Genomic DNA, 23,853 nt, shown 5'->3' on the forward strand with positions numbered 1-23,853 from the left:
CATGAACGCACCCGACTCCCCGGCGCCGCACATGATCGGCGCCTCGATCAAGCGCAAGGAAGACTACCGCTTCCTCACCGGCGCAGGCCAGTACACCGACGACGTCGTCCTGCCCGCGCAGACTTACGCCGTGTTCGTGCGCTCGCCCTACGCGCATGCCCGCATCAAACGCATCGACACGAATGCCGCGCAAGCCGCGCCCGGCGTCGTGGCCGTGTTCACGGGCGCGGATCTGGCCGCCGAAAACATCGGCGGCCTGCCGTGCGGCTGGCTGATTCACAGCATCGACGGCACGCCCATGCACGAGCCGCCGCATCCCGTGATCGCGCACGAGAAAGTGCTGCACGTGGGCGATCAGGTCGCGCTCGTGATCGCCGATTCGCTCAAGGAAGCGAGGGACGCCGCCGAACTCGTCGAAGTCGATTACGAAGAACTGCCCGCCTCGGTCGACACGGCCCACGCCGCCGACGACGGCCAGCCGCTCGTGCACGACAGCGTGCCGAACAACACCTGCTACACCTGGGGCCACGGCGACAAGGCCGCCACCGACGCCGCCTTCGCGCAGGCCGCGCACGTCACCACGCTCGACATCGTCAACAACCGGCTGGTGCCGAATGCAATCGAGCCGCGCGCGGTCAACGCCAGCTACACGCAGCACGACGACAGCTACACCGTCTATGTGGCGAACCAGAACCCGCACGTCGAGCGCCTGTTGATGGCCGCCTTCGTGCTGGCGCTGCCGGAAACGAAACTGCGCATCGTCGCGCCCGACGTGGGCGGCGGCTTCGGCTCGAAGATCTTTCTTTACGCCGAAGACGTGGCGCTCACTTGGGCCTCGAAGAAAATCCGCCGTCCGATCAAGTGGACTGCAGAACGTTCGGAATCCTTTATTTCCGATGCGCATGGCCGCGACCATGTGACGAAGGCCGAACTCGCGCTCGACAAGGACGGCAAATTTCTCGCCATGCGCGTGCACACGACGGCGAACATGGGCGCGTATCTCTCGACCTTCGCATCGAGCGTGCCGACCATCCTCTACGCGACGCTGCTCGCGGGCCAGTACACCACGCCCGCAATCTACGCCGAAGTCAAAGCCGTGTTCACGAATACCGTGCCCGTCGATGCCTATCGCGGCGCGGGACGGCCCGAAGCGACCTACGTGGTCGAGCGCCTCGTGGAAACCGCCGCGCGCGAACTGAACATCGATCCCGCCGAACTGCGCCGACGCAACTTCATCACGACCTTCCCGTATGCGACGCCCGTGGGCCTCACCTACGACACCGGCGATTACGAAGCGTGCCTCGCGCGCTCGCTCGAACTCGCCGACGTCAAAGGCTTCGCCGCGCGCCGCGACGCATCGAAGGCGCGCGGCATGATGCGCGGCCTCGGCTACTCGTGCTACATCGAAGCCTGCGGTCTCGCGCCGTCGAATATCGCGGGCGCGCTGGGGGCGCGCGCGGGCCTCTTCGAAGCGGGCGAAATCCGCGTGAATCCTACGGGTTCCGTGACGGTATTCACCGGCTCGCACAGCCACGGCCAGGGACACGAAACGACCTTCGCGCAGGTGGTGTCCGAGCGTCTGGGCGTGCCGATCGAGCAAATCGAAATCGTGCACGGCGACACCGCGCGCATTCCGTTCGGCATGGGCACGTATGGCTCCCGCTCGATCGCCGTGGGCGGCTCGGCGATCATGAAGGCGCTCGACAAGATCGAGGCGAAGGCGAAGAAGATCGCCGCGCACATGCTCGAAGCAAGCGTCGAGGATATCGAATTCGCGGGCGGCGTGTTCCGCGTCGCGGGCACCGACCGCACCAAGACCTTCGCGGAAATCTCGCTCGCGGCGTATGTGCCGCACAACTATCCGCTGGAGACGCTCGAACCGGGTCTCGACGAAAGCGCCTTCTACGATCCGACCAACTTCACCTATCCGTCGGGCGCGTATATCTGCGAAGTCGAAATCGATCCCGATACGGGCGTCACGCGCATCGAACGCTTCACCGCCGTGGATGACTTCGGCAACGTCATCAATCCGATGATCGTCGAAGGCCAGGTGCATGGCGGGCTCGGCCAGGGCATCGGCCAGGCGATGCTGGAGCGCTGCGTCTACGACAACGAGAGCGGCCAGCTGCTCTCCGGCTCGTACATGGACTATGCGATGCCGCACGCGTCCGACCTGCCCTCGTTTACGGTCGAAACCGCCAAGGGCACGCCCTGCACGCACAATCCGCTCGGCGTGAAAGGCTGCGGCGAGGCGGGCGCGATCGGCTCGCCGCCCGCCGTCATCAACGCGATCCTGGACGCGCTTTCGCCGCTCGGCGTGAAGGACATGCAGATGCCGGCGACGCCCCATCGCGTGTGGCAGGCGATGCAGGCCGCGCAGTCTTCAAATCAACCTTGAGCGGAGGCGCACCATGTATTCATTCGACTACCAGCGCGCCGGCTACGCGCAAGGCGCCGTGAGAACGCTCGCCGCCGACACCGAAGCCAAATATCTCGCGGGCGGCCAGAGCCTGCTCGCGGCGATGAAGCTGCGGCTCGCGCAGCCCTCCACGCTCGTGGACGTCACGCGCATTCCCGAACTCAAAACGATCGAGGTGAACGGCAAGGTGGTGAAAGTCGGCGCGGCGGTCTGCCATGCCGACGTGGCCGCGAACGCGCAGATCCTCGCCACGTTGCCGGGCCTCGCGCAGCTTGCCGCGCATATTGGCGACCGCCAGGTGCGCGCGCTGGGCACGCTCGGCGGCTCGCTCGCCAACGACGATCCTGCCGCCGACTATCCCGCCGCCGTGCTGGGCCTGAACGCGACGGTCGTGACGGACCGCCGCCGCATCGCCGCCGACGACTTCTTCATCGGCATGTACGAAACGGCGCTCGAACCCGACGAGTTGATCGTGGCCGTCGAGTTTCCCGTGCCGGAACGTTCGGCGTACGAAAAGTTTCGCAATCCGGCTTCGCACTTCGCGTTGACGGGGGTGTTCGTTGCGCAGTGTGCGGATGGCGCGGTCCGCGTGGCGGTGACGGGCGCGGCGTCCTCGGTGTTCCGCGCGACGGCGCTGGAAGATGCGTTGAAGGCGAGTTTCACGCCCGCCGCTGCGCGGGCGGTCAAGATCGCGCCCGACGACCTCAACACCGATCTGCACGCGAGCGCCGACTATCGCGCGCATCTGATCCCCGTGCTGGCCGCGCGGGCGGTCGCGATGGCGCTCGGCTAGAAGCTGTCGCTCGCGCTGCCCGCGCTCGCCGGATCGATACGATTCAAGGCGCGGCGCGGGCAGCGCGGCATCACGCGACGTTTGCACAGAACAGGCCCGCCATGCTCCCCGCCACGATCGACGACACGCTCGCGCAACTCGAAGCGCACCGCTATTTCGCGAGCCGCGAACTGGCCACCGCCCTCTTTCTCGCGCTGAAGATGGAGCGCCCGCTCTTTCTCGAAGGCGAGCCGGGCGTCGGCAAGACCGAGTTGGCGAAAGCGGCGGCGGCGCTCTGCGGCACGACGCTGTTGCGGCTGCAATGCTACGAAGGGCTCGACACGGCCAGCGCGCTCTACGAATGGGACTATCCGCGTCAGATCATGGCGCTGCGCCTCGCCGAAGCCTCGGGCGAAAAGCCGCGCGGCGACACGCTCTATCGCGACGAATTTCTTCTGAAACGCCCGCTTTTACAGGCGCTCGAAGCCGATCCGGATCGACCCGACGCACGCCGCGTATTGCTGATCGACGAAATCGACCGCGCCGACGAACCGTTCGAAGCCTTCCTGCTCGAACTCCTTTCGGACTTCCAGGTATCGATTCCCGAATACGGCACGGTGCGCGCGCGCGTGCCGCCGCTCGTGATCGTCACCTCCAACCGCACGCGCGAAGTGCACGACGCGCTCAAGCGGCGCTGCCTGTATCAGTGGCTCGGCTATCCGGAGCGTGACAGGGAACTGGCGATCGTCGCGGCGCGCGCGCCGCAAACCAGCCGTGAATTGCAGCGCCGTGCCGTCGCGTTCGTGCATCAGTTGCGCACGATGGACCTCTTCAAGGCGCCGGGCATCGCCGAAACCATCGACTGGTGCCGCGCGCTTTCGGCGCTCTCGGTGACGGAACTCGATCCGCAATCGGTGCAGGACACGCTCGGCGTGCTGCTCAAGTACCAGGACGATCTCGCGCAGCTCGACGCGCAGCGGATTGCCGGCACGCTCGCGCTCGCGGAGTAACGCCGATGCCCACGCAGCCAACGCCCGCCCGCCCCGCCGCCGACGAAAAGCCGCCGCCCATGCTCGCGCGCAACGTCGTGCATTTCGTGCGCGTGCTGCGCGGCGCGGGCCTGCCGATGGCGAGCGCCCGCGCCGTCGATGCGCTCGAAGCGCTCGGCCATATCGACCTCGGCCGCCGCGACGACGTGCGCGCGGCGCTGGCCGCCGTGCTCACCGCCGCACCCGACGAGCGCGAACTGTTCGACGCTGCTTTTACGCTGTTCTGGCGCGACCCGGATTGGGAAAACAAGCTGCGCGCGCTGCTGCTGCCGAAAGTGCAAGGCGGCCTGCCGCCGCCGCGCCGCAACAACCGCCTGGCCGACGCGCTCGCGGCGCGCCCGGTCGCATGCGCAGGCGCGAAGCCGCCCGCCAGCAGCGAGGAGCACGCGTTGCGCGCGCACGCGAGTTTCAGCGCCGAAGAACGCCTGCGTCAGCGCGATTTCGACACGCTCAGCGCCGACGAATGGCGCACGCTGCGCCATTTGATTCGCGCGCGCTGCCTGCCGCTCGCGAGCGCGCGCACGCGGCGCCTCAAAGCCGCCTCGCACGGCAATCACGCGGACCTGCGCGCGAGTGCTCGCCAGGCCGTGCGCGCGGGCGGCGACTGGACCGTCTGGAAATACCGCGCGCGCGTCGAGCGCAAGTTGCCGCTCGTCCTGCTGCTCGACATCTCCGGGTCGATGAGCAGCTACTCGCGCGCGGTGCTCTATTTTTGCCACGCGCTGCTGCAATCGCGCGAGCGCCTGCAGGTGTTCCTGTTCGGCACGCGCCTCACGCACGCCACGCGCGCGCTGCGCGAACGCGATCCCGACGTGGCGCTCGCGCAGCTTTCCGCGCAGGTGGCGGACTGGTCGGGCGGCACGCGCATCGGCGAAACACTCGCGCAGTTCAACCGGCGCTGGGCGCGCCGCGTGCTGGGCGCTCGCGCCACGGTGCTGCTCGTCACCGACGGCCTCGACCACGATCCGGGCGGCGCGCTCGCCGACGAAATGGCGCGGCTGCATCGCTTCGCGCATCGCGTGGTGTGGCTCAATCCGCTGCTGCGCTATGGCGGTTTCACGCCGAAGGCGCGCGGCGTGCAGGCGATGCTGCCGCACGTCGATGCGCACTACCCCGTTCACAACCTGGAAAGCCTCGAAGCGTTCGGGCGCAGCCTGCGCGAGGCGCCGCCGGGCCGCGCCCCCGAGCGCTCCGGGCAGCCGGGCATGGCTCGGAGCGCGAGGCCTGCGACAACGCAAGGAGCGATACGATGGAGCTGACCGAAAGCCACACGTTGCCGGTGCCGCAGGAGCGCGCGTGGGAAGCGCTCAACGATACGGCAATCCTTAAGGTGTGCATTCCCGGCTGCGAGAGCATCGAGGCCGATGGCGAAAACACTTATGCTGTCGCGCTGACCGCCGCCGTCGGCCCCGTGAAGGCGCGTTTCAAGGGCCGCATGCAGCTCGCCGATATCGACGCGCCGCGCAGCTACACGATCCAGTTCGAGGGCCAGGGCGGCGCGGCGGGCTTCGGCAAGGGCGATGCGCGCGTGACGCTCGAACCCGCGGGCGAGAACGCGACCACGCTCCACTACACGGCAAGCGCCCAGGTGGGCGGCAAGCTCGCGCAGATCGGCTCGCGGCTCGTGGATGGCGCCGCGCGCAAGATCGCCGCCGAATTCTTCAAGCGCTTCGGCGAGCAACTGGGTGCGGGCGATCAAGACGATGGCGGCGATGACGGCGTAATCGAGGCCGTGGCAGCGCAAGACGAAACACACACCGCCGAAGGCAGCGATGCCGCCGGCGGCGAAGAACCGCAGAAGAGGAAACGATCATGGACAGCGTGGATCTCGAAGTCCTGAAATCCAGCGTACGCTGGCTCGACGAAGGCCACCGCGCCCTGCTGGTGACGGTGGTGAAGACGTGGGGCTCGTCGCCGCGTCCGGAAGGGGCGATGCTCGTCGTGCGCGACGATGGCCTCGTCGTCGGCTCGGTGTCGGGCGGCTGCATCGAGGACGATCTGATCGACCGCGTGCGCCGCGAAGGCATCCACATCGTCAAGCCCGAGGCCGTGAAGTACGGCATCACGGCGGAAGAAGCGCATCGCTTTGGCCTGCCCTGCGGCGGCACGATCCAGCTCGTGCTGGAGCCGCTGGGCGCTGCCTCCGGTATCCGCGCGCTGCTCGACACGGTCGAGCGCGGTCAACTGGTCGCGCGCACGCTCGACGTCGCGACGGGCCGCGCCACGCTCGGCCCCGCCAGCGCCACCGACGGCGTGGACTTCGACGGCGAGCGTCTGCTGACGATCCACGGGCCGCGTTATCGCATGCTGGTGATCGGCGCGGGGCAGCTCTCGCGCTATCTCTGCCAGATCGCCGTGGGGCTCGACTACCAGGTGACGGTATGCGATCCGCGCGAGGAATACACCGATACCTGGGACGTGCCCGGCACCACGCTCGTGCGCACCATGCCCGACGACACCGTGCTCGACATGAAGCTCGACGAGCGCTGCGCCGTGATCGCGCTCACGCACGATCCCAAGCTCGACGATCTCGCGCTGATGGAAGCGCTCAAGACGCGCGCGTTCTACGTGGGCGCGCTGGGTTCGCGGCGCAACAATCAGGCGCGGCGCGAACGGCTCAAGGAGTTCGATCTGAGCGATGCGGAACTGGCTCGCTTGCACGGGCCGGTGGGCATCTACATCGGCAGCCGCACGCCGCCGGAGATCGCCGTGTCGATTCTCGCGGAGGTCACGGCGGCGAAGAACGGCGTGTCGCTGCCAACCATCCTCCAGGTCGAAGGCGCGAAGGCCGCGCGCGAGCAGGCCGCGAGCGTCGGGTCGAGTTGCGACGTTTGACGCATCGCCGGATTGGGGCCGGGCAGCATACGTCCATGAAAAACGGGCCGCGGCTTCACGCCTGCGGCCCGTCGAAATTCGCGCGGCAATGTTCGCCGCGCTTTATGGCGCCTGGTTCAGCGCCTGTCCTGCTGCATCAGCCAAACAGCTTCATGGCCTGCGCGAGCGTGTTGGTCACGCCCCACACGAGCGGCACCACCACGTAAAGCCAGAAAACCGCCATCAGCGCCTTGTTCGACTGCTTCGGCGCGGCAACGTTGTTTGCGTTCGTCATGATCGTGCGCTCCTTATTTGCCGGCGGTCGCGAGTTGCGCGTCGCTCATGTGATGCTTCTCGTGCACGCGGCGCACCAGAAGGTTGCAGATGAAGCCCGCCACCAGCAGCGAAGCCATGATGTGGACGGTCATCGTGTAGGCATCGGCCTTGGCCACGCCGTTGGCAACCTGATAGGCGCGCACGTAGTTCACGAGCACCGGGCCCGCGACGCCCGCCGCCGCCCACGCGGTCAGCAAACGGCCATGAATGCCGCCGACGAAAGCCGTGCCGAACATGTCCGCGAGATACGCGGGCACGGTCGAGAAACCGCCGCCGTACATCGACAGGATCAGGCAGTAGGCCAGCACGAACAGCACGATATTGCCGCTCTGCGCGAACTGCGGCACCGCGTAGTAGAGCACCGCGCCGAACACGAAGAAGATGAAGTAGGTGTTCTTGCGGCCGACCCAGTCAGACGCCGACGCCCACACGAAACGCCCGCCCATGTTGAAGAGCGAGAGCAGGCCGACGAAACCAGCTGCTGCGCCCGCGCTCACGGTGTTCTTGAAGCTTTCCTGAATCATCACCGAGGCCTGGCCGAGAATGCCGATCCCCGCCGTCACGTTGAGGAACAGCACGAGCCAGATCAGGTAGAACTGCGGCGTCTTGAGCGCCTGGTCGATATGCACGTGCGAACGCGAGACCAGCTTGCCCGTCGTCGTGGGCGGCGTCCAGCCTGCGGGCTGCCAGTCCTTGGGGGGCACGCGGATCGCGATCGAGCCGATCGTCATCGAAATGAAGTACGCCACGCCCAGCACCACGAAGGTCTGCGCGACGCCCACGCTCGTGTCGCTCGCGAAGTGCTTCATCAGCATCACGGACAGCGGAGCCGCGATCATCGCGCCGCCGCCGAAGCCCATGATCGCGAGGCCCGCGGCCAGACCGCGGCGGTCCGGGAACCAGCGGATCAGCGTCGAGACCGGCGAGACATAGCCCAGACCCAGCCCGATGCCGCCGATCACGCCATAGCCCAGATACAGCAGCACGATCTGATGCAGATAGACGCCGAGCGCGGACACGAGAAAGCCGCCGCCGAAGCAGCAAGCCGCCGTGAACATCGTGCGGCGCGGGCCGACGCGTTCGAGCCACTTGCCGCCGAACGCCGCGGAAAGCCCCAGGAACACGATCGCCAGCGAGAAAATCCAGCCGAGCGAAGTGAGCGTCCAGTCATCGGGCGACGACTGCGTGACGCCGATCACTTTCGTGAGCGGCGCGTTGAACACCGAAAAGGCATAGGCCTGGCCGATGCACAGATGCACCGCGAGCGCGGCGGGCGGCACCATCCAGCGTGAAAAGCCGGGTGGCGCAATGGTGGCCTCCTTGGAGAAGAAGGGCGCGGCTGCGGTGCCGCGCGTCGAATCCGCAACGCTGCTCATTGGTCGGTCTCCCTGGGAAGCGTATGTTCGTCATCACGTGCAGGCGCGCGGTTTGTTATGGAGACCGGCCGCGAAGGCCGTTTCGCACGATTGGGCGCGCTGCTGCACGAAGCACTTACGTGCCGGAAATCCGGCACGCACGAACGTTAGTGCGACAACGGGGCACTTGGCAATATGAGATAGCGATGCATATCTGGCCGGCGCGACGGTTTGGATGGGCTGAAAAGCACCGTCGGCAGCCTCGTTCGGGCACGCAGGAGAGCGAAGAAAACGCCCTGCCGGAAGGAGAAAAAAGCGCGAAAAACGAGAAAAGCGCGCGTTAAAGCAGGCCGATCGCGCACGCCGCCGCGACCGATCCGACCACGAGCACCACGCCCACGGTCTTTTTGCGATTGAGTTCGGTCCAGAGCAGCACACCGGTCAGCGACAGCAGAATGAGACTGCCCGCGATGGTGTCCATCAGCAGCACCCAGCCGATGCCCATGCCCACGCCGCGATGGAGATTGTTGAGCGTGGCGAAGAACGCGCTCTGCGTGCGCTTCACCGACACCGTGTTGTTGCCCACCCAGTATTCGACCGCGATGCTCTCGCGCGGCCCCATCAGCGCGAATTGCCACGATTCGGGCTGCACCACGCTGCGCTCGCCCCACGCGACCGGATGCGCCTTCTCGCGGCGGATGCGGCCGGGCTTGCCGTCGAAATCGAGCGTCTGCTGCAGCCAGAGCGCGAGCGCTTCGGGCGTGGCGGGACGATCGGGATGATTGAGATGATCGGCAGGCAGCGCGACCTGCATCTCCTTGACCTGCGCCTGCCCCGAGGAAATCTTCAGCGGCCCGGCACGATGGTTGAGCAGGAAACCGGTTACGCCGAACAGCAGGCCCAGCACCGCGCCCCACAGGCCCACCCAGCCATGCACCTTGCGCAGCCACTTGATGAAGCTGGCGCGACGCGAACGCTTGCGGCGCGCAGCCAGATCGGCGGCATCGAGCGGCTGACCCGCGCGGCGAATCATGTCTGCGGCGACACCGGCGCTCGGGGATTCGATCAGGGGCTCGTCAAGACGGGCGTTCAAGGCATGACTCCAGATACGGCGGGCGCCACTCGAAACATGCGCCAAACTTACAATTGAGAATAGTTATTATTACATGATGGAAAGGCAACTGTCAGAATCCGATGCGCGAAACGCGCCGAAGCGACCCGAAACGACCCTGCGTGCTGCGCCGTGAGGCGTTCCGCACCCCTGTGCGGAAGACCCGCTTGACAAGGGAATAACGTGACTTTTAAGTAGGAGAGTTGCGCCAAACCCCCATTTACGCCGTCCCCGACAACCGCCGCGCCGCCAACGGAACGCCGCCATGCGCCACGTCCTCGTTCTTTGCACTGCCCTCTTCGGCACGGCTATCGGCTTCGGCGCTCAGGCGAGCGGCGAACCGGTCTCCTCGCTCTCGGCCGCCAGCCAGGCGCCTTATACGAACGAAGCGGAAACGCAGACCTTCACCGTCAACGCCGACGGCTCCTACACCAAGCTCGACAAGCTCACGCTGCGCGTCAACACCGAAGCCGGCATCGCGCGCGCGGGCCAGTACTACGTGTGGTTCAACCGGGAGATGGCGCACGTCGATATCCTCGAAGCGTGGACCGAGGACGCCCAGGGCGGCCGCCACGACGTGCGGCCCGACCAGATCCGCGATGTGCAGGAAGTGCGCTCGTTCGACGCGCCCATGTTCCAGGACGTACAGGACAAGGTGATCGTGTTTCCCGCCGTCGAGCCCGGCGCGCGCGTGCATCTCACCTGGCGCAAGACCCAGCGCGTGCCGCTCGTGCCTGGCTGGTTCAGCGACTTCACGCCACCCGACATGGCACCCACGCACAACTTCCGCGTGATCTACGATCTGCCCGCGAGCGTGCCGCTACACGCCGATGCGCGCGGCTTCACGGCGCTCAAACCGGTCTCGGCGAATGGCCGCACGCGCTACGAATATCGCTACGACAAGGCCAATTTCGATCGCCTCGAATATGGTTCGGTTTCCTATGTAAGCTACGGCGACCGGCTGATGGTCTCCACGTTTCCCGATTACGCCGCATTCGCGAAGGTCTATCGCGAAGCGTCCGCCGACCCGGGCGCGCACGATGCCGCCGTGGTCGAGCTAGCGCAGTCGCTCACCGCCCATGACGCCACGCCGCGCGCGAAAGCGCAGACGCTCTACGACTGGGTGCGCCGCAATATCCGCTATGTGGCGATCAATGTCGGGCGCGGCGAGATCGTGCCGCATCGCGTCACCGATGTGCTCGCGAACCGCTATGGCGACTGCAAGGACCACGTCGCGCTCTACGGCGCGCTGCTCGACGCCGTGGGCGTGCGCAACGTGCCCGCGCTCGTGAACAGCGGCACGGTCTACACGCTGCCCGCGGTGCCCGGCTTCGGCGTGATCAATCACGTCATCACCTGGCTGCCCGATCTGCAGATGTTCGCGGACTCCACGGCGAATAACGTCGAATTCGGCTTCCTGCCCTCGACCGACATGAACCGCGAAACCGTGCTCGCCGGTGACGGCACGCTGCTGCGCACGCCCTCGACCGCCAACACGACGCGCGACAGCGATCTCGACATCACCGTCGCGCCCGACGGATCGGCGCGCTTTGTTTATCGGCTCGAATCCACCGGTTGGGCCGCCGAGCAGACGCGCAGCGTACTACGCCTGCAGACGCCCGCGCAGCGCGAGGAGTCGATGCAATGGGAGTTGCGCAATGCGAATCTGCGCGGCTACGCGACGCTGGCGTCCAGCCCGCTCGACGCCACGGCGGGGCCGCTCGTGGTGACGCTCACGGGGACGCTTGACGGCTTCGTCGACCCGGAGATGACCACGCCCGTGCCAACGCTCACGAGCCTGGTGGGCGGGCTCGACGCGAGCCTGCGCTACTGGTTGGGCGAGCCGCGCCGCACGCAGCCCTTCGTGTGCCACAACATGGAGGTGACCGAGCGCGCGCGCATCGCGCTGCCGCCGGGTCTGCGCGTGCTCGACATGCCCGCGCCCCAGCACGCGGGCAACGCGTTCATCGATTTTCAGTCGGACTATGTGATGGATGCGAACGCGAACGTGCTGCGCGTGACGCGCACGGGCCACACGCATTTCGCGAGCGACGTGTGCAGCGCCGCCGATTTCGCGCAGATGCGGCCCGCGTTCGAGACGATGGCGCGCGACCTGCGCGCGCAACTGATCGTGAAACCCGAGGCGAAGACAGCCTCGGGCGCGCAAGGCATGACGCGCGATCAGTAGAAAACCTGTACAGGTCTGCTCTTCAAACCGGCCAGAGCGGCCCTTCCTGCATCGCGCCGATCTGCTCGCGCAATTCGAGGATGCGCTCCTCCCAGTAACGTTGCGTGTTGAACCACGGGAACGCCGCCGGGAAAGCGGGATCGCCCCAGCGCCGCGCGAGCCACGCCGAGTAGTGGATCAAGCGCAGCGTACGCAGCGCTTCGACGAGATGCAGCTCGCGCGGATCGAATTCGCAGAAGTCCTCATAACCGGCCAGCAGATCCGCGAGCGCGCGCGATGCATCGGCGCGATCGCCCGGCAGCAGCAGCCACAGATCCTGAATCGCGGGGCCCATGCGGCTGTCGTCGAAGTCGACGAAATGCGGGCCTGCATCGGTCCACAGCACATTGCTCGGGTGGCAGTCGCCGTGCAGGCGCAACTGGCGCACGTCGCCCGCGCGCTCGAAGGCCGCTTCCACGCCTTGCAGCGCAAGACCCATGGCCGTCTGCCACGCGTCGCGCACGTTGGCGGGCACGAAATCGTGTTCGAGCAGATACGTGCGCGGCTCGTAGCCATAGCTTTGAATATCGATCGAGGGACGCGCGCGATACGGTTGCGCGGCGCCCACCGCATGAATGCGGCCGATGAAGCGGCCGATCCATTCGAGCGTCTCGCTGCGGTCGATGTCGGGCGCGCGGCCGCCGCGCCGCTCGAACAACGCGAAGCGAAAACCCTCGTGCTCGTGCAGCGAGCGCCCTTCCAGCACCAGCGCGGGCACAGCGGGAATCTCGCGCGCGGCCAGATCGGCCACGAAGGCGTGCTCTTCGAGAATGGCTTCGTCGCTCCAGCGCTCGGGCCGATAGAACTTGGCGACGAGCGGCGCTTCGTCCTCCACGCCGATCTGATAGACGCGGTTTTCGTAGCTGTTGAGCGCGAGCATGCGTCCGTCGGTGCGCCGGCCCGTGGGCATCAGCACGCCATCGACGGCATCGAGCACGCACTCGGGCGTCAGGCGCGCATAGGGCGCGGACGAATCGCTGGATTCGTCAGACGTACCGGAAGAAGAGGAGTTGTGATCGTTCATCCCCGCATTGTGCATCTTGCGGGCTGCGTCCGCGAGTTGCGCGCGCGAAGCCCTGCGCCATGCGGCCGGGGTGTGCCTGGAAGCCCTGGGATCCCTGGAAGCGGCGCGCGGATCGCACACGCCGCGCCGATGCGCTGCGGGGATGAGTCGGCGCGCTGGATGCGCGCCGGGATCGGAGCGTTGTGAGTTACCGCTCAGTGCATGTGCTGAACGTCAGTGGACTTTCGCGCCGGCGGGCATGACCTGCTCGCCCGTGTCGATCAAATCTTCCAGAAAAAAGGGCTCGGTATTGAGCTGTCGCGACGCGCCAGGCTCGCCGATGTACCAGGTAACCATGGCCATGTCGCCGAGAATACGCATCACGATGCCGCGCGCGCCATGAGGCACGGCGATATGGACAGTGCGGACAATAGAACCGATTTGCATGATGTTTCCCCGTTCCCAATGCCGGCTTCCTCGCAGGAAAGACCGGTCAGTGTGCTGACAAAAACCCGCGCGCACACGAGGTTGCGCGCACATTCAACCTGCTCCCGGCGGCGCGTTCGCGCACTCATTGCATCGGCCGCTTCGAGGCTTCTCCTCGGCGTTGCCGACACCCGCGTAAGCGCACGCGCGTGCCAAACCGGTTTACGCATTGTTGCCTTTTTGGCCGTGCGCGCAAAGCAAAAAAATAGGGGGGACGATCCACGCACAACAGCCCGCATGACACGGCCTTTGCGCGCGCATTTTCCACCTATCCCCGCCACGACTTTCGCATGAAGCCTGCGTGCGTGCAGCCATTTCCGCACGCAGCGCCGGTTCGGCGCGCTTTGGCAAAACGCTGACTGTACCAGATGGTGAACCGGCGTCCTGAAGTTCAGCCTGCTCGCGAGCCGCCGCGAGAGCGCAGACCATAACCCATTCCGGCGACATTTCCGTGACCATCGCAGGACGCCGACTACGCAACCGAAGCACATACGCACCCTCGATATCGGCATGTTCCGTTGCGCACACAACCATGCAATCCCGCGCAAAGCAGTGCCTCACACATGAAAAACAGGCCCCGATATTGCATGTCGAGACGGCAAGGATCGCGCAACAGGCGTATCGTTGCGCCTTTGCAATTTCCGTAAGGAGTACCTGTCGTGAGTGCATCACCGGGCGCGGGCAGCAAGGCCGCCCCTTCGGCCATTCCCTATATCGAGCGCGGCACGCGCCCCTTCTGGCGCGCGAGTCTTGCGCTGCTGTTCGCGGGCTACGCCACGTTTTCGCTGCTGTATTGCGTGCAGCCGCTACTGCCCGCGTTCTCGCAGACCTTCGGTGTGAGTCCCGCGCAGAGCAGTCTTTCGCTGTCCTTCAGCACGGCGGCGCTGGCCTGTGCGATCTTCGTGGCCGGCTTCGTCTCCGAAGGCTGGAGCCGCCGCACGATGATGACCGCATCGCTCACGGCCTCCTCGCTGCTCACGCTCGCGGTCGCGTTCGTGCCCCACTGGCACACGCTGCTCGTGCTGCGCACGCTCGAAGGCATTGCGCTGGGCGGCGTGCCTGCCGTCGCGATGGCATGGCTCGCCGAAGAGATGCATCCCGACGGCCTCGGCCTGTCGATGGGCCTGTATGTGGGCGGCACCGCCATCGGCGGCATGGCCGGGCGTGTCATCACCGGCATCTGCACCGACCTGTTCGGCTGGCGCGTGGCCGTTGCGGTGATCGGCGTGCTCGGGCTGGCGTCGATGCTGGCGTTCCGCGCGCTCCTGCCACCTTCGCGCCATTTCGTGCCCAAGAGCGGCCTGGGTTTCGCGCACCATCGCGCGGCGCTGCTGCGCCATCTCGCGCGCCCAGGTCTGCCCGTGCTGTTCTCGCTCGGCTTCGTGCTGATGGGCAGCTTCGTCACGCTGTACAACTACATCGGCTACCGGCTGATCGCGCCGCCCTACAGCATGAGCCAGGCGGCCATCGGCGCGATCTTTCTGGTGTATCTGACCGGCGTGGTCGCCTCGCCATGGTCCGGGCGCATGGCCGATACCTTCGGGCGCGGCCGCGTGCTGCTCGGCAGCCTCGCGCTGATGCTCGTGGGCGTCGTGCTGACGATGTTCGCGCCGCTCGGCGCGATTGCGGCGGGCATCGCGTGTCTCACCATCGGCTTCTTTGCCGGCCATTCGGTGGCGAGCGGCTGGGTCGGACGTCTCGCGCGCGAGGCGAAGGGCCAGGCCGCGGCACTCTATTTGCTGAGCTATTACCTGGGTTCGAGCATCATGGGCTCGGTCGGTGGGCACTTCTGGGCGGCGTGGGGCTGGGGCGGCGTGGCCGGTCTCGTGGCTGTGCTGCTCGTGCTGGGGCTGCTGGGCGCACGCATGTTGCGTTCACGCGAACGGGCAGGCGCGGCGTGACCTCGCGCGCATTGCGCCTCGCCTGACGAAAGGTGTTCGTAACCTTGAGATTAAGGTGCAAGCGCGTTACGGCGCGCTCCATGCTTCGGCCCGAAGCCCGATCTGGCAGGGCCTGGCGACGAGGCATCGGCAACATGGCGGCGCCTGTCCGCGCCGCCATGTTTGAAAGCCTCACCTATACTCGATTGAAGGCCGAAGCCGCAGCGCCGCGCGTGGCGCGATAGCGGCGCAAAGCAGTCTCGTCGGCCCCTAAATACAAGGAGACGAGCATGTCAGGTTATTTCACGATCGGCGACTTCGTCATGATCATCCCGATGGCCCTCGCTGGCGCACTCTTTCTCGGCGCCGTGCCGTGCGCGACCGAATTCAGGCATAACTCTCTACGCATCGTCGGGGCCATCGTTGGGGCGCTCGCGGCCGTCGCGCTCGTCGAAACGTTGCCGGTTTTGATGTAACGCCCCGGCGTTTTCCTTCGTCATGGCGAACCGTGACATAGCGCGCCCCTAGCGGCGCGGATGGACCGCTGTGCTCAACGCACGCCGATGCCCGGCTGCAATCCCCGAAACTGTCGCAATGCGGCTCGCCAATAGGCCTCGCGCGTTGTGGCATCGGCCGCCGGCTCGACGAGACCAGGCAGCGCCACCCAAGGCAACGTCGGATGCAGATGATGTTGCCGATGCAGATGATGATTCATCAGCAGCAGCCCCAAACCACGCGGCACGCGAAAGTCGCGCGCGCGTCCGGGTTCGTCCATCGCGACGCCGTAATGCGGCAGGTTATCCGCCAGCGATAGCCACAAGCCACGCAGATACATCGCCAGCACCAGCACCGGCCACGCCTTTCCGTAGAGCGCAAACGCGCCCGCATAAACCAGGAGCGAACCGAGCCAGTCCCGCCGCGCGCGGCTGCGTTTCGCGGGGTCCTGCACATGGTTCGAGAAAAGCCGCTGAATCTGCCGGCCTTCGGCGCCATGCGCGTGCACGCCGCGCTCGATCACGGCGCGCGCAAGACGCACCGGTATGAAAGCGAGCAGCGGCGCGAGCAGTTCCGCCACATACAGACCACCCATCAAGCGCACATACCAGCCGATACGGCGCAGCCAGCGTGGGCCGCTCGCGTCGTCGACATCGGGCCGGTCGAACGCCTCGCGCGTGAAACGGTGATGCATCAGGTGTCCGAAACGTACCGCGTCGAACGGCATCGCCAGACCGATCGCAAGCAGCCGCGCGACGGTTTCATTGGCACGCCGCGAGCGCAGCAACTGGCCGTGGATGCCTTCGTGAATCAAGCCCCAGTGAATCGGCGTGGTTAGCACGACGGGCAACAGCGAAGCGAGCAGCACGACCATCAAGCCGTCCGTCGCGCGCAGCAGCAAAGGCAAGCCGATGAGTTGATACGCGAGCGCCAGCCCGGCCACGCCGGTGAGCGCGAGGTTCGCGCGCACGTCGGGCGTGCGGCGCGCGACGGCTTTGGTGAAAGATCCCGCATCGGACCCGGGACGAACGGCGCTCGTGGACTCCATCGGCATATCTCGCGGTAAGGACTGCCGCGAAAATAGCAGCGCCGCGTGACAGCGCGAAGGCGCGGAACTTGCCGCGCATTACGGCTTGCGAAGCCCACTGCAAAGGGCAAATCGCATCGACGAAAAAAAACCGCCGCGCACGAAGCGCGGCGGTTTCAGGTGATGCGCCGTGATTCGGATCAGCGGATCAGACCGCCTGATCGGTCGACGGCTTTTCCCACAGATTGACGCCGCCTTCGGTCGCGAAGCGGTCGATTTCGGCCAGTTCTTCCGCCGAAAATTCGAGGTTCTTCAGCGCTCCGACGTTCTCGCGCACCTGCTCCGCGCGGCTCGCGCCGATCAGCGCCGAGGTCACGCGGCCACCGCGCAGCGTCCATGCGATCGCCATCTGCGCGAGGCTCTGGCCACGGCGCTGCGCGAGTTCGTTGAGCTTGCGCACGTGCTCGATGTTCTCGGCGCTCAGGTGCTCGCTCTTGAGCGAGCCGCCGCCCGGACGGTTCACGCGCGCGTCTTGCGGCACGCCGTTCAGATACTTGTTCGTCAGGAGGCCCTGCGCGAGCGGCGTGAACGCAATGCTGCCCGTGCCGATGTCTTCGAGCGTGTCGAGCAGTTCGTGCTCGACCCAGCGATTGAGCAGGTTGTACGACGGCTGATGGATCAGCAGCGGCACCTTGTATTCGGCCAGCAGCTTCGCCATCTCACGCGTCTTCTGCGCGGAATACGACGAGATGCCGACGTACAGCGCCTTGCCCTGCTGCACGGCGCTCGCGAGCGCGCCCGCGGTTTCTTCCAGCGGCGTTTCGGCGTCGAAGCGGTGCGAGTAGAAGATATCGACGTAATCGAGCCCCATGCGCTGCAGGCTCTGGTCGAGGCTCGCGAGCACGTACTTGCGCGAGCCGCCGCCCTGGCCGTACGGGCCCGGCCACATGTCCCAGCCCGCCTTCGACGAGATCAGCAGTTCGTCGCGATACGGCCGGAAATCGTCCTTGAAAATGCGGCCGAAGTTGGTTTCGGCGCTGCCGTACGGCGGGCCGTAGTTGTTCGCGAGATCGAAGTGCGTGATGCCGAGGTCGAAAGCCGTGCGCAGGATTTCGCGCTGCGTCGAAATCGGCGTGGTGTCGCCGAAGTTGTGCCACAGGCCGAGCGACAGCGCCGGCAGCTTGAGCCCCGACTTGCCGCAAAGGCGGTATTGCATCTCCGAATAGCGTTCAGCAGCTGCTTCGTAGGCCATCGTTTGAATCCTCGAACGGGAAACAGGTTTCAGAAAGTCCGGCGGCGGCGCGCGCCCATTTGCACATATTCCGCGCATATTCCGCGTATATGGCGCAAAAAACGCAGCAATAACGCCATAGAACCGTCAAATGGCGCAATGTGGCGCGCCGCGCGGTTTGCCATGCTAGCCGATCCGCGCGTTCCGTGCAGATGCCCATCATGTGGGACGGGACAATGGACGCTGCCGCCACGCTCGCCTACACTGCGGCGTCCGTCTTCTGCATGAGGTCTTTATGGTCAAAGCGCTTTCGTTCGCGCTGATTGCCTGCGGCGTCGCGCTGCTCTACTTCGGCGGTCAGTCGTTTCATTCGTTCTCGAACGACGTTTCCCGCCTCGTCACCGGCGCACCCACCGACCGCACGATGATCCTGATCGTGGCCGGCGCCGCCGCGACCGTCGCGGGGCTCACCGGTCTCGTGGTGTCGGGGCGCCGGCGCTAGGCCGACGCCTTTTCAGCGCGGTTTTATCCGCGCATCAGCCGAGTTTGACTTCCGGCAACGAAGCCGAGCGCGTGCCCGGCAGCGGCACGTTGCTCGCGCCGTGGTAGGTGTAGACGAGCGAGAACTTCACGTCGTCGCTCTGGTTTTGCCCCGCCGAATGCAGCGTGTTGCAGTGGAAGAACACCACGTCGCCCTTTTGCAGGGTGGGCGAAGTCGCCCGGTCGATCCATGCCTGGTTTTCGGGCAGATCGGCGCGGAAGAATTTGGCATTGTCGAAGCTGCCCGACGTGAACGGCGCCGTATGCGAACCCGGCACGAACCACAGGCCGCCGTTCTCGATCGTTTCGGACCCGAGCGCGAGCCACACCGACACCAGATCGTCGCGCTCGAACGACCAGTAACGCACGTCGCGATGCCAGCCCGTGAGGCTGCCGTATGTGGGGTGCTTGGTCATCATGCAGTTGTGGTGCGCGCGCGAGAGCATCGGCTCCTCGCCGAAATACAGCTCCATCCAGCCCGCGATCTCGGGCGAGGTCGCCCATTCGCGATACGACGGATGGCGCGAATAAGCATCGAGCAGACGCCGCACCGTATGGCCGCCGGGCGCGTCCTTCGAATCGGGCGCGCCGGGATAACGCAGATCGGCTTCGAATTCGAGCGGCGCCGCGGCCGCCTCCAACTGCGCCTGCGCCGCGTGCCGGATCTCGTCGCACCGCTCGGGCGAGACGAGCCCCGGCACGACCACGAAACCGCGCTCGCGCAGCGCCTGCACCTGTTCCTTCTTTGACTGGACTGACATGGGACTTCCGTTATTCGAGGCCTGCGGGGGCCGCGGTCATCCGGACCGCGGCAGCGGCGCCGCGCTTGAATGCCGCTTTATGCCGCTTCATGCCGCTCATAGACATTCGATGCGCGCCGTCCGCTCGATTGTAAGAGCGCGCGCACGCGGCTGGAAGCGGCCCGCGCGCGCATCGATGCTCACATCGACGCACGTCGATGAAGCAAACCCGCACCGGCGTGGCGACAAAGGGCGCGATCGCATGCATCGAGATGCATCAGGAAAGCACGGGGCCGGGTATTAACCGACTTTCGGGCGTCATGATTCGCGTGTAGTCTGCGCGCATGCTGTTTTTTGACCCAGAACATCTATCGCGCGGACGGACTGCCGGCGAGCCCTTGCCCAGCAAGGCCGCTGCCCTCCGAGGTCCATCCCGGCGCGCCCTCCCGAGCCTTGTGCACGCCATCCGGCCTGTCCTGCGCTGCCCTCTATCGTGCCCACGCTGAAAACAGGCACGTTTGCTGCTCGATTCGATGCGCCACGCTGCGAACCTCGCACCGGGTTTCGTGTCGAACCTGCTACCGCCCAAACCATGCATACCCTTTCCGACACCCATCGCATGACCCCTGCTGCCCTGAAGGCCGCCCGCCCCGCCCGCCGCCATGTCGTGCGCGCCCTGCGCCACCATGCCGCGCGCACGCGCGCGCTGACCCAACAGGTCCGCGCCGCGCATCCGGTGGACAGCATGCGCTCGTGGTTTCATACGTTCTTCTCGGTGCTGCGCCTGCGCGCGGGCGCGCGTCACTTCTCGCTGCGCACGCTGCTGTATCGACCGAACGCAACACTGCGCACGCTCGCGGCACCCTCGACCGTCCATACGGCACGCAACGCGCGCCGTCCGCGCCGTATCACGGCGAGCAGCAGCGAGGGCTGGTTCGGCTTCGCGATGCGCTAAGCGCGTCGGCGTCACAGTCGGCCTCACGCGCCGGAAACGAAAAACCCCGCCAGGGCATCTGCCCTGGCGGGGTTTTCTTTGTGTGCTTCGCGTGGCTTAAAACTGACAAAAGCAGCTTAAGCGAGCGCGCCAACCGGCTCCGTGCCGGCCGCTTCGGCCAGCGAAAGCGCGCGGTCGGTCGCTTCCCACGAGAATTCCGGCTCTTCGCGGCCAAAGTGGCCGTAAGCAGCGGTCTTTTCGTAGATCGGGCGCAGCAGGTCGAGCATCTGGATGATGCCCTTCGGACGCAGATCGAAGTGCTCGCGCACGAGCTTCGTGATCGTGGTGTCCGAAACCTTGCCCGTGCCGAACGTGTTGACCATCACCGAGGTCGGCTCGGCCACGCCGATCGCGTACGAGACCTGGATCAGGCAGCGCGACGCGAGACCCGCGGCCACGATGTTCTTCGCCACGTAACGGCCTGCGTAAGCCGCCGAACGGTCGACCTTCGACGGATCCTTGCCCGAGAACGCACCGCCGCCGTGCGGGGCTGCGCCGCCGTACGTATCGACGATGATCTTGCGGCCCGTGAGGCCGCAATCGCCTTGCGGGCCGCCGATCACGAAGCGACCGGTCGGGTTGACGAGGAACTTGATGTCGCCCTTGATGAGGTCGGCCGGCAGCACCGGCTTGATGACTTCTTCGATGACGGCTTCGCGCAGCGTGGCCAGATCGATGTCCGGCGAGTGCTGCGTCGAGAGCACGACCGTGTCGATCGCGTGCGGCTTGCCGTCGACGTAACGCACGGTGACCTGCGACTTCGCGTCCGGGCGCAGCCAGGGCAAACGGCCGTCGCGGCGCAGGTTCGACTGGCGCTCGACCAGACGGTGCGAAAGGTGGATCGGCAGCGGCATCAGTTCGGGCGTTTCGTCGCACGCATAGCCGAACATCAGACCCTGATCGCCTGCGCCCTGATCGAGGTTGTTGTCGTGCGCGCGGTCCACGCCCTGGGCGATGTCCGGCGACTGCTTGTCGTAAGCGACGAGCACCGCGCAACCGCGGTAGTCGATGCCGTAATCCGTGTTGTCGTAGCCGATGCGCTTGATCGTGTCGCGCGCGACCTGGATGTAGTCGACGTTGGCCGTCGTGGTGATTTCACCCGCGAGCACGACGAGACCCGTGTTGCACAGCGTTTCCGCTGCAACGCGCGAGTACTTGTCTTGCGTCAGGATGGCGTCGAGGATCGCGTCCGAGATCTGGTCCGCGACTTTGTCGGGATGGCCTTCGGAAACGGATTCGGAGGTGAAGAGATAGTCGTTTGCCACGTGTAAGGCTCCTTGTAGCTGGTAACGGTTGAATTTCACGTAGCCAGCTTCGGGAGCTTTGAAGCGGCGACGCTTTAGCGGATTACCTGGTCCAGTTGGCTCATGACCGCACACTTAGCTCCGTGGCGCGATACATGGCGAACCGGCTTCGCCCCGCAAGTTGTCAGTTAACTCGGCGAAGCCCGTATTATAGCGACTTCCCTAATTTGTCGCAGAGTCACACCGCGTGTTGTCAATCGTTTTCTCCACTACTTTCCGGCACGTCACGGGAGTCGCCGTATGCTAGGCAAACTCGGCTCACGTTTCGCCATTGGTCTGCTGAAGCTTTTTGCGATCCTACCCTATGGTTTCGTCGCTCGTCTGGGAGACGGGCTGGGCTGGCTGCTCTACCAGATCCCGAGCCGCCGCAAGCGCGTCGTCCACACCAACCTGCGCCTGTGCTTCCCCGAGTGGAGCGACGAAAAGCGCGAGGAAGTCGCGGGCAAGCACTTTCGCCAGGCGATCCGCAGCTATATGGAGCGCAGCGTGCAGTGGTTCGGCTCGGCGAAGAAACTCGAAAAACTCGTCCAGCTCGACAGCGAAATCGACCTCACCGACCTCGATCTGCCGCCCACGCTCTTTCTGGGTCTGCACTTCGTCGGCATCGAAGCCGGATCGATGTTCCTTAACTACTCGCTGCACCGTCCGTGCGGATCGCTTTACCAGCCGTTCTCGAACCCCGAATTCGAAGCCGCCGCGAAGGCCGGCCGCAGCCGCTTCGGCGCCGAAATGGTGAGCCGCGCGGACAGCGCGCGCGCCGTGCTGCGCTGGCTGCGCGACAAAAAACCCGTGATGCTCGGCGCGGACATGGACTACGGCATGCGTAACTCCACTTTCGTGCCGTTCTTCGGCGTGCCCGCCTGCACGCTCACGGCGGTCGGTCGTCTGGCGAAAGTGGGCCATGCGCAGGTCGTGCCCTTCATCGGCGAGGTGCTGCCCAATTACAAGGGTTATCGGCTGAAAGTCTTCAAACCTTGGGAAAACTATCCGACCGGCGACGACGAGCAGGACGCGCGCCGCATGAACGAGTTTCTCGAGGAACAGATTCCGCGCATTCCCGAGCAGTATTACTGGGTGCACAAGCGGTTTAAGACGCGACCGGAGGGCGAGCCGGGGGTGTATTGAGGCTGTCCGCCTTGTCGAACGGAAAGCCGCCTGCGGGCGGCTTTTTGCTGGGCGGCGTTCTGGTTGTGGTTACGCCGAAACGCCAAAAATTACGAACCCACCACCGTTGCGGATTTCACGACGCAGGCCGGACATAAGGCCGCATGTCACTGACCACGACTCGCGCGCACGTAAGCCGCACGTCGAGCCCGACGTTCGGCGTCAGGTCCAGCCGGATCAATCCGCCCTCAACTCGCGCAAGCGTCATCTCCATGATGGTGGCTTCCTCCGGCATGGCGTCCACATCGATCTCTGCCGTGCGCACGTCGAGACAGTCGAGGAACACGACGTAGTTATGGCGCCTTCCAACCGGAATTGTGGCCGTGCGGCTCGCCGTGGCTCGCATGGTATTGGGCGCAGAGATTGCCGTTCGAATCGAATCACGCCGGGAAAGTCGTCGCCGTTGCTCGCCAGTGCGGCTGCTGCGCGCTTTGCAGCATTCGCGGCCTGTATCACGTCGATGCGCTCGACCATCGCGTTGTACTTTTCGATGTAGGCCGTTGCGCCGTCGGCATCAAGGCCCATCGATTCCATCACCGACCGGTGAAACGTCTTCGCGCGCGGCGTACTGGCGAGCGCTCCACCTCCCAACTGCCGCGAACGCCCAGCTTTCCGTTTCGCGCACGGCTCTAGCGGTATTCGTCAATCTCAATCGTGCCGCGCACGCTCAACGCCCGAGTTCAACGATGGAGTTAATCAGCTCCGCCCCGCCTTCGATATCCTCATGGCCGACGAATCGCGAGACCTCCATGTGTCCGTCCCGGAATACATCGATCTCTATCCGCTGCCCCACGACCGTAACGGCCACGAGAACACTATCCGACCGGTGCCGCGCAAGGGTGTAGTGGATCTTCTCCGCGTCGAGCTTGTCGAGCAGGGTAAACAGCGTGTGGTTCATGCCTTGGC

The 23,853-nt window shown here is 65.7% G+C and carries 23 protein-coding genes; 12 read left to right on the forward strand and 11 right to left on the reverse strand.

The genetic code is table 11. From position 1 onward, the window contains the following. Position 1: 1 nt before the first annotated feature. From B0G62_RS04020 to B0G62_RS04045, 6 genes are all read left to right on the forward strand, one after another. Positions 2–2,398 carry a xanthine dehydrogenase family protein molybdopterin-binding subunit gene (locus tag B0G62_RS04020; RefSeq protein ID WP_103702688.1) on the forward strand — a complete coding sequence of 799 codons (2,397 nt, stop codon included), beginning with the start codon at positions 2–4 and terminating at the stop codon, positions 2,396–2,398. A 13-nt stretch (positions 2,399–2,411) separates the two neighbouring features. Then, the gene (locus B0G62_RS04025; protein ID WP_103702690.1) at positions 2,412–3,212 is read left to right on the forward strand and encodes an FAD binding domain-containing protein; all 801 of its coding nucleotides are present in this window, start codon (positions 2,412–2,414) and stop codon (positions 3,210–3,212) included. A 101-nt stretch (positions 3,213–3,313) separates the two neighbouring features. Then, positions 3,314–4,201, forward strand: a complete 888-nt coding sequence (locus B0G62_RS04030) for an AAA family ATPase (RefSeq protein ID WP_103702692.1) — start codon at positions 3,314–3,316, stop codon at positions 4,199–4,201. 5 nt (positions 4,202–4,206) lie between these two features. Further along, positions 4,207–5,499: a vWA domain-containing protein gene (locus B0G62_RS04035; protein WP_103702694.1), complete on the forward strand. Its 1,293-nt coding sequence runs from the start codon at positions 4,207–4,209 to the stop codon at positions 5,497–5,499. Further along, a complete protein-coding gene (locus B0G62_RS04040) occupies positions 5,490–6,080 on the forward strand; it encodes an SRPBCC family protein (RefSeq protein ID WP_103702696.1) in 591 nt (196 codons plus the stop codon). Before B0G62_RS04035 ends, B0G62_RS04040 begins: the two co-directional genes overlap by 10 nt. Beyond that, positions 6,053–7,075 (forward strand): XdhC family protein, encoded by a 1,023-nt coding sequence (locus tag B0G62_RS04045; RefSeq protein WP_103702697.1) that lies wholly within the window; start codon positions 6,053–6,055, stop codon positions 7,073–7,075. Before B0G62_RS04040 ends, B0G62_RS04045 begins: the two co-directional genes overlap by 28 nt. A gap of 136 nt (positions 7,076–7,211) precedes the next feature. On the opposite strand, the gene B0G62_RS04050 is transcribed toward B0G62_RS04045, so the two are convergent. The 3 genes from B0G62_RS04050 to B0G62_RS04060 form a co-directional block, all read right to left on the reverse strand. After that, positions 7,212–7,349, reverse strand: coding sequence for an MFS transporter small subunit (locus B0G62_RS04050; RefSeq protein WP_103702699.1), 138 nt, complete (start codon positions 7,347–7,349; stop codon positions 7,212–7,214). A gap of 13 nt (positions 7,350–7,362) precedes the next feature. Beyond that, positions 7,363–8,766: an L-lactate MFS transporter gene (locus tag B0G62_RS04055; RefSeq protein WP_103702701.1), complete on the reverse strand. Its 1,404-nt coding sequence runs from the start codon at positions 8,764–8,766 to the stop codon at positions 7,363–7,365. A gap of 319 nt (positions 8,767–9,085) precedes the next feature. Further along, a complete protein-coding gene (locus tag B0G62_RS04060; RefSeq protein WP_103702703.1) occupies positions 9,086–9,778 on the reverse strand; it encodes a PepSY-associated TM helix domain-containing protein in 693 nt (230 codons plus the stop codon). A 343-nt stretch (positions 9,779–10,121) separates the two neighbouring features. Here B0G62_RS04060 and B0G62_RS04065 point away from each other — a divergent pair, with 343 nt between their 5' ends. Then, the gene (locus tag B0G62_RS04065) at positions 10,122–12,044 is read left to right on the forward strand and encodes a DUF3857 domain-containing transglutaminase family protein (RefSeq protein ID WP_103702705.1); all 1,923 of its coding nucleotides are present in this window, start codon (positions 10,122–10,124) and stop codon (positions 12,042–12,044) included. 22 nt (positions 12,045–12,066) lie between these two features. Here B0G62_RS04065 and B0G62_RS04070 read toward each other — a convergent pair whose 3' ends face one another. Both B0G62_RS04070 and B0G62_RS04075 read right to left on the reverse strand, forming a co-directional pair. Then, entirely contained in the window at positions 12,067–13,107 is a 1,041-nt protein-coding gene (locus tag B0G62_RS04070; protein WP_103702707.1) for a serine/threonine protein kinase, read from the reverse strand. Between the two features lie 213 nt (positions 13,108–13,320). After that, positions 13,321–13,533 carry a hypothetical protein gene (locus B0G62_RS04075; RefSeq protein WP_027815839.1) on the reverse strand — a complete coding sequence of 71 codons (213 nt, stop codon included), beginning with the start codon at positions 13,531–13,533 and terminating at the stop codon, positions 13,321–13,323. Positions 13,534–14,231: 698 nt separating this feature from the next. Between B0G62_RS04075 and B0G62_RS04080 the strand changes: the two genes are divergently transcribed. Continuing rightward, the gene (locus tag B0G62_RS04080) at positions 14,232–15,473 is read left to right on the forward strand and encodes an MFS transporter (RefSeq protein ID WP_103702709.1); all 1,242 of its coding nucleotides are present in this window, start codon (positions 14,232–14,234) and stop codon (positions 15,471–15,473) included. Positions 15,474–15,742: 269 nt separating this feature from the next. After that, positions 15,743–15,928: a hypothetical protein gene (locus tag B0G62_RS04085; RefSeq protein WP_103702711.1), complete on the forward strand. Its 186-nt coding sequence runs from the start codon at positions 15,743–15,745 to the stop codon at positions 15,926–15,928. A 74-nt stretch (positions 15,929–16,002) separates the two neighbouring features. On the opposite strand, the gene B0G62_RS04090 is transcribed toward B0G62_RS04085, so the two are convergent. Then, the gene (locus B0G62_RS04090) at positions 16,003–16,995 is read right to left on the reverse strand and encodes a fatty acid desaturase family protein (RefSeq protein WP_103702713.1); all 993 of its coding nucleotides are present in this window, start codon (positions 16,993–16,995) and stop codon (positions 16,003–16,005) included. Between the two features lie 187 nt (positions 16,996–17,182). After that, positions 17,183–18,226 carry an L-glyceraldehyde 3-phosphate reductase gene (gene mgrA, locus B0G62_RS04095; RefSeq protein ID WP_103702715.1) on the reverse strand — a complete coding sequence of 348 codons (1,044 nt, stop codon included), beginning with the start codon at positions 18,224–18,226 and terminating at the stop codon, positions 17,183–17,185. Between the two features lie 274 nt (positions 18,227–18,500). Between mgrA and B0G62_RS04100 the strand changes: the two genes are divergently transcribed. Beyond that, positions 18,501–18,707, forward strand: coding sequence for a DUF3185 family protein (locus B0G62_RS04100; protein ID WP_027815843.1), 207 nt, complete (start codon positions 18,501–18,503; stop codon positions 18,705–18,707). Between the two features lie 34 nt (positions 18,708–18,741). On the opposite strand, the gene B0G62_RS04105 is transcribed toward B0G62_RS04100, so the two are convergent. Next, positions 18,742–19,506: a phytanoyl-CoA dioxygenase family protein gene (locus B0G62_RS04105; RefSeq protein ID WP_103702717.1), complete on the reverse strand. Its 765-nt coding sequence runs from the start codon at positions 19,504–19,506 to the stop codon at positions 18,742–18,744. Positions 19,507–20,104: 598 nt separating this feature from the next. Here B0G62_RS04105 and B0G62_RS04110 point away from each other — a divergent pair. Beyond that, positions 20,105–20,440 (forward strand): hypothetical protein, encoded by a 336-nt coding sequence (locus B0G62_RS04110; RefSeq protein ID WP_321200376.1) that lies wholly within the window; start codon positions 20,105–20,107, stop codon positions 20,438–20,440. A gap of 116 nt (positions 20,441–20,556) precedes the next feature. On the opposite strand, the gene metK is transcribed toward B0G62_RS04110, so the two are convergent. Beyond that, entirely contained in the window at positions 20,557–21,744 is a 1,188-nt protein-coding gene (metK, locus tag B0G62_RS04115; RefSeq protein WP_103702721.1) for a methionine adenosyltransferase, read from the reverse strand. Between the two features lie 279 nt (positions 21,745–22,023). Here metK and B0G62_RS04120 point away from each other — a divergent pair, with 279 nt between their 5' ends. Then, entirely contained in the window at positions 22,024–22,908 is an 885-nt protein-coding gene (locus B0G62_RS04120; RefSeq protein ID WP_103702723.1) for a lipid A biosynthesis lauroyl acyltransferase, read from the forward strand. A gap of 115 nt (positions 22,909–23,023) precedes the next feature. Here the strand turns inward: B0G62_RS04120 and B0G62_RS04125 are convergent, their stop codons facing one another. Together B0G62_RS04125 and B0G62_RS04130 are read right to left on the reverse strand one after the other, a co-directional pair. Continuing rightward, the gene (locus B0G62_RS04125; RefSeq protein WP_167401176.1) at positions 23,024–23,233 is read right to left on the reverse strand and encodes a hypothetical protein; all 210 of its coding nucleotides are present in this window, start codon (positions 23,231–23,233) and stop codon (positions 23,024–23,026) included. Positions 23,234–23,614: 381 nt separating this feature from the next. Next, on the reverse strand, positions 23,615–23,845 hold the full coding sequence (locus tag B0G62_RS04130; RefSeq protein ID WP_103702727.1) for a hypothetical protein: 231 nt from the start codon (positions 23,843–23,845) through the stop codon (positions 23,615–23,617). Positions 23,846–23,853 lie beyond the last annotated feature (8 nt).

It is taken from the genome of Paraburkholderia eburnea (genome assembly GCF_002917095.1).
Taxonomy (GTDB): Bacteria; Pseudomonadota; Gammaproteobacteria; order Burkholderiales; family Burkholderiaceae; genus Paraburkholderia; species Paraburkholderia eburnea.

Coding starts and splice junctions, on each gene's coding strand:
- B0G62_RS04020 (WP_103702688.1), top strand. CDS start 2: ATGAACGCACCCGACTCCCCGGCGCCGCACATGATCGGCGCCTCGATC.
- B0G62_RS04025 (WP_103702690.1), top strand. CDS start 2,412: ATGTATTCATTCGACTACCAGCGCGCCGGCTACGCGCAAGGCGCCGTG.
- B0G62_RS04030 (WP_103702692.1), top strand. CDS start 3,314: ATGCTCCCCGCCACGATCGACGACACGCTCGCGCAACTCGAAGCGCAC.
- B0G62_RS04035 (WP_103702694.1), top strand. CDS start 4,207: ATGCCCACGCAGCCAACGCCCGCCCGCCCCGCCGCCGACGAAAAGCCG.
- B0G62_RS04040 (WP_103702696.1), top strand. CDS start 5,490: ATGGAGCTGACCGAAAGCCACACGTTGCCGGTGCCGCAGGAGCGCGCG.
- B0G62_RS04045 (WP_103702697.1), top strand. CDS start 6,053: ATGGACAGCGTGGATCTCGAAGTCCTGAAATCCAGCGTACGCTGGCTC.
- B0G62_RS04050 (WP_103702699.1), bottom strand. CDS start 7,349: ATGACGAACGCAAACAACGTTGCCGCGCCGAAGCAGTCGAACAAGGCG.
- B0G62_RS04055 (WP_103702701.1), bottom strand. CDS start 8,766: ATGAGCAGCGTTGCGGATTCGACGCGCGGCACCGCAGCCGCGCCCTTC.
- B0G62_RS04060 (WP_103702703.1), bottom strand. CDS start 9,778: ATGATTCGCCGCGCGGGTCAGCCGCTCGATGCCGCCGATCTGGCTGCG.
- B0G62_RS04065 (WP_103702705.1), top strand. CDS start 10,122: ATGCGCCACGTCCTCGTTCTTTGCACTGCCCTCTTCGGCACGGCTATC.
- B0G62_RS04070 (WP_103702707.1), bottom strand. CDS start 13,107: ATGAACGATCACAACTCCTCTTCTTCCGGTACGTCTGACGAATCCAGC.
- B0G62_RS04075 (WP_027815839.1), bottom strand. CDS start 13,533: ATGCAAATCGGTTCTATTGTCCGCACTGTCCATATCGCCGTGCCTCAT.
- B0G62_RS04085 (WP_103702711.1), top strand. CDS start 15,743: ATGTCAGGTTATTTCACGATCGGCGACTTCGTCATGATCATCCCGATG.
- B0G62_RS04090 (WP_103702713.1), bottom strand. CDS start 16,995: ATGGAGTCCACGAGCGCCGTTCGTCCCGGGTCCGATGCGGGATCTTTC.
- mgrA (WP_103702715.1), bottom strand. CDS start 18,226: ATGGCCTACGAAGCAGCTGCTGAACGCTATTCGGAGATGCAATACCGC.
- B0G62_RS04100 (WP_027815843.1), top strand. CDS start 18,501: ATGGTCAAAGCGCTTTCGTTCGCGCTGATTGCCTGCGGCGTCGCGCTG.
- B0G62_RS04105 (WP_103702717.1), bottom strand. CDS start 19,506: ATGTCAGTCCAGTCAAAGAAGGAACAGGTGCAGGCGCTGCGCGAGCGC.
- B0G62_RS04110 (WP_321200376.1), top strand. CDS start 20,105: ATGACCCCTGCTGCCCTGAAGGCCGCCCGCCCCGCCCGCCGCCATGTC.
- B0G62_RS04120 (WP_103702723.1), top strand. CDS start 22,024: ATGCTAGGCAAACTCGGCTCACGTTTCGCCATTGGTCTGCTGAAGCTT.
- B0G62_RS04130 (WP_103702727.1), bottom strand. CDS start 23,845: ATGAACCACACGCTGTTTACCCTGCTCGACAAGCTCGACGCGGAGAAG.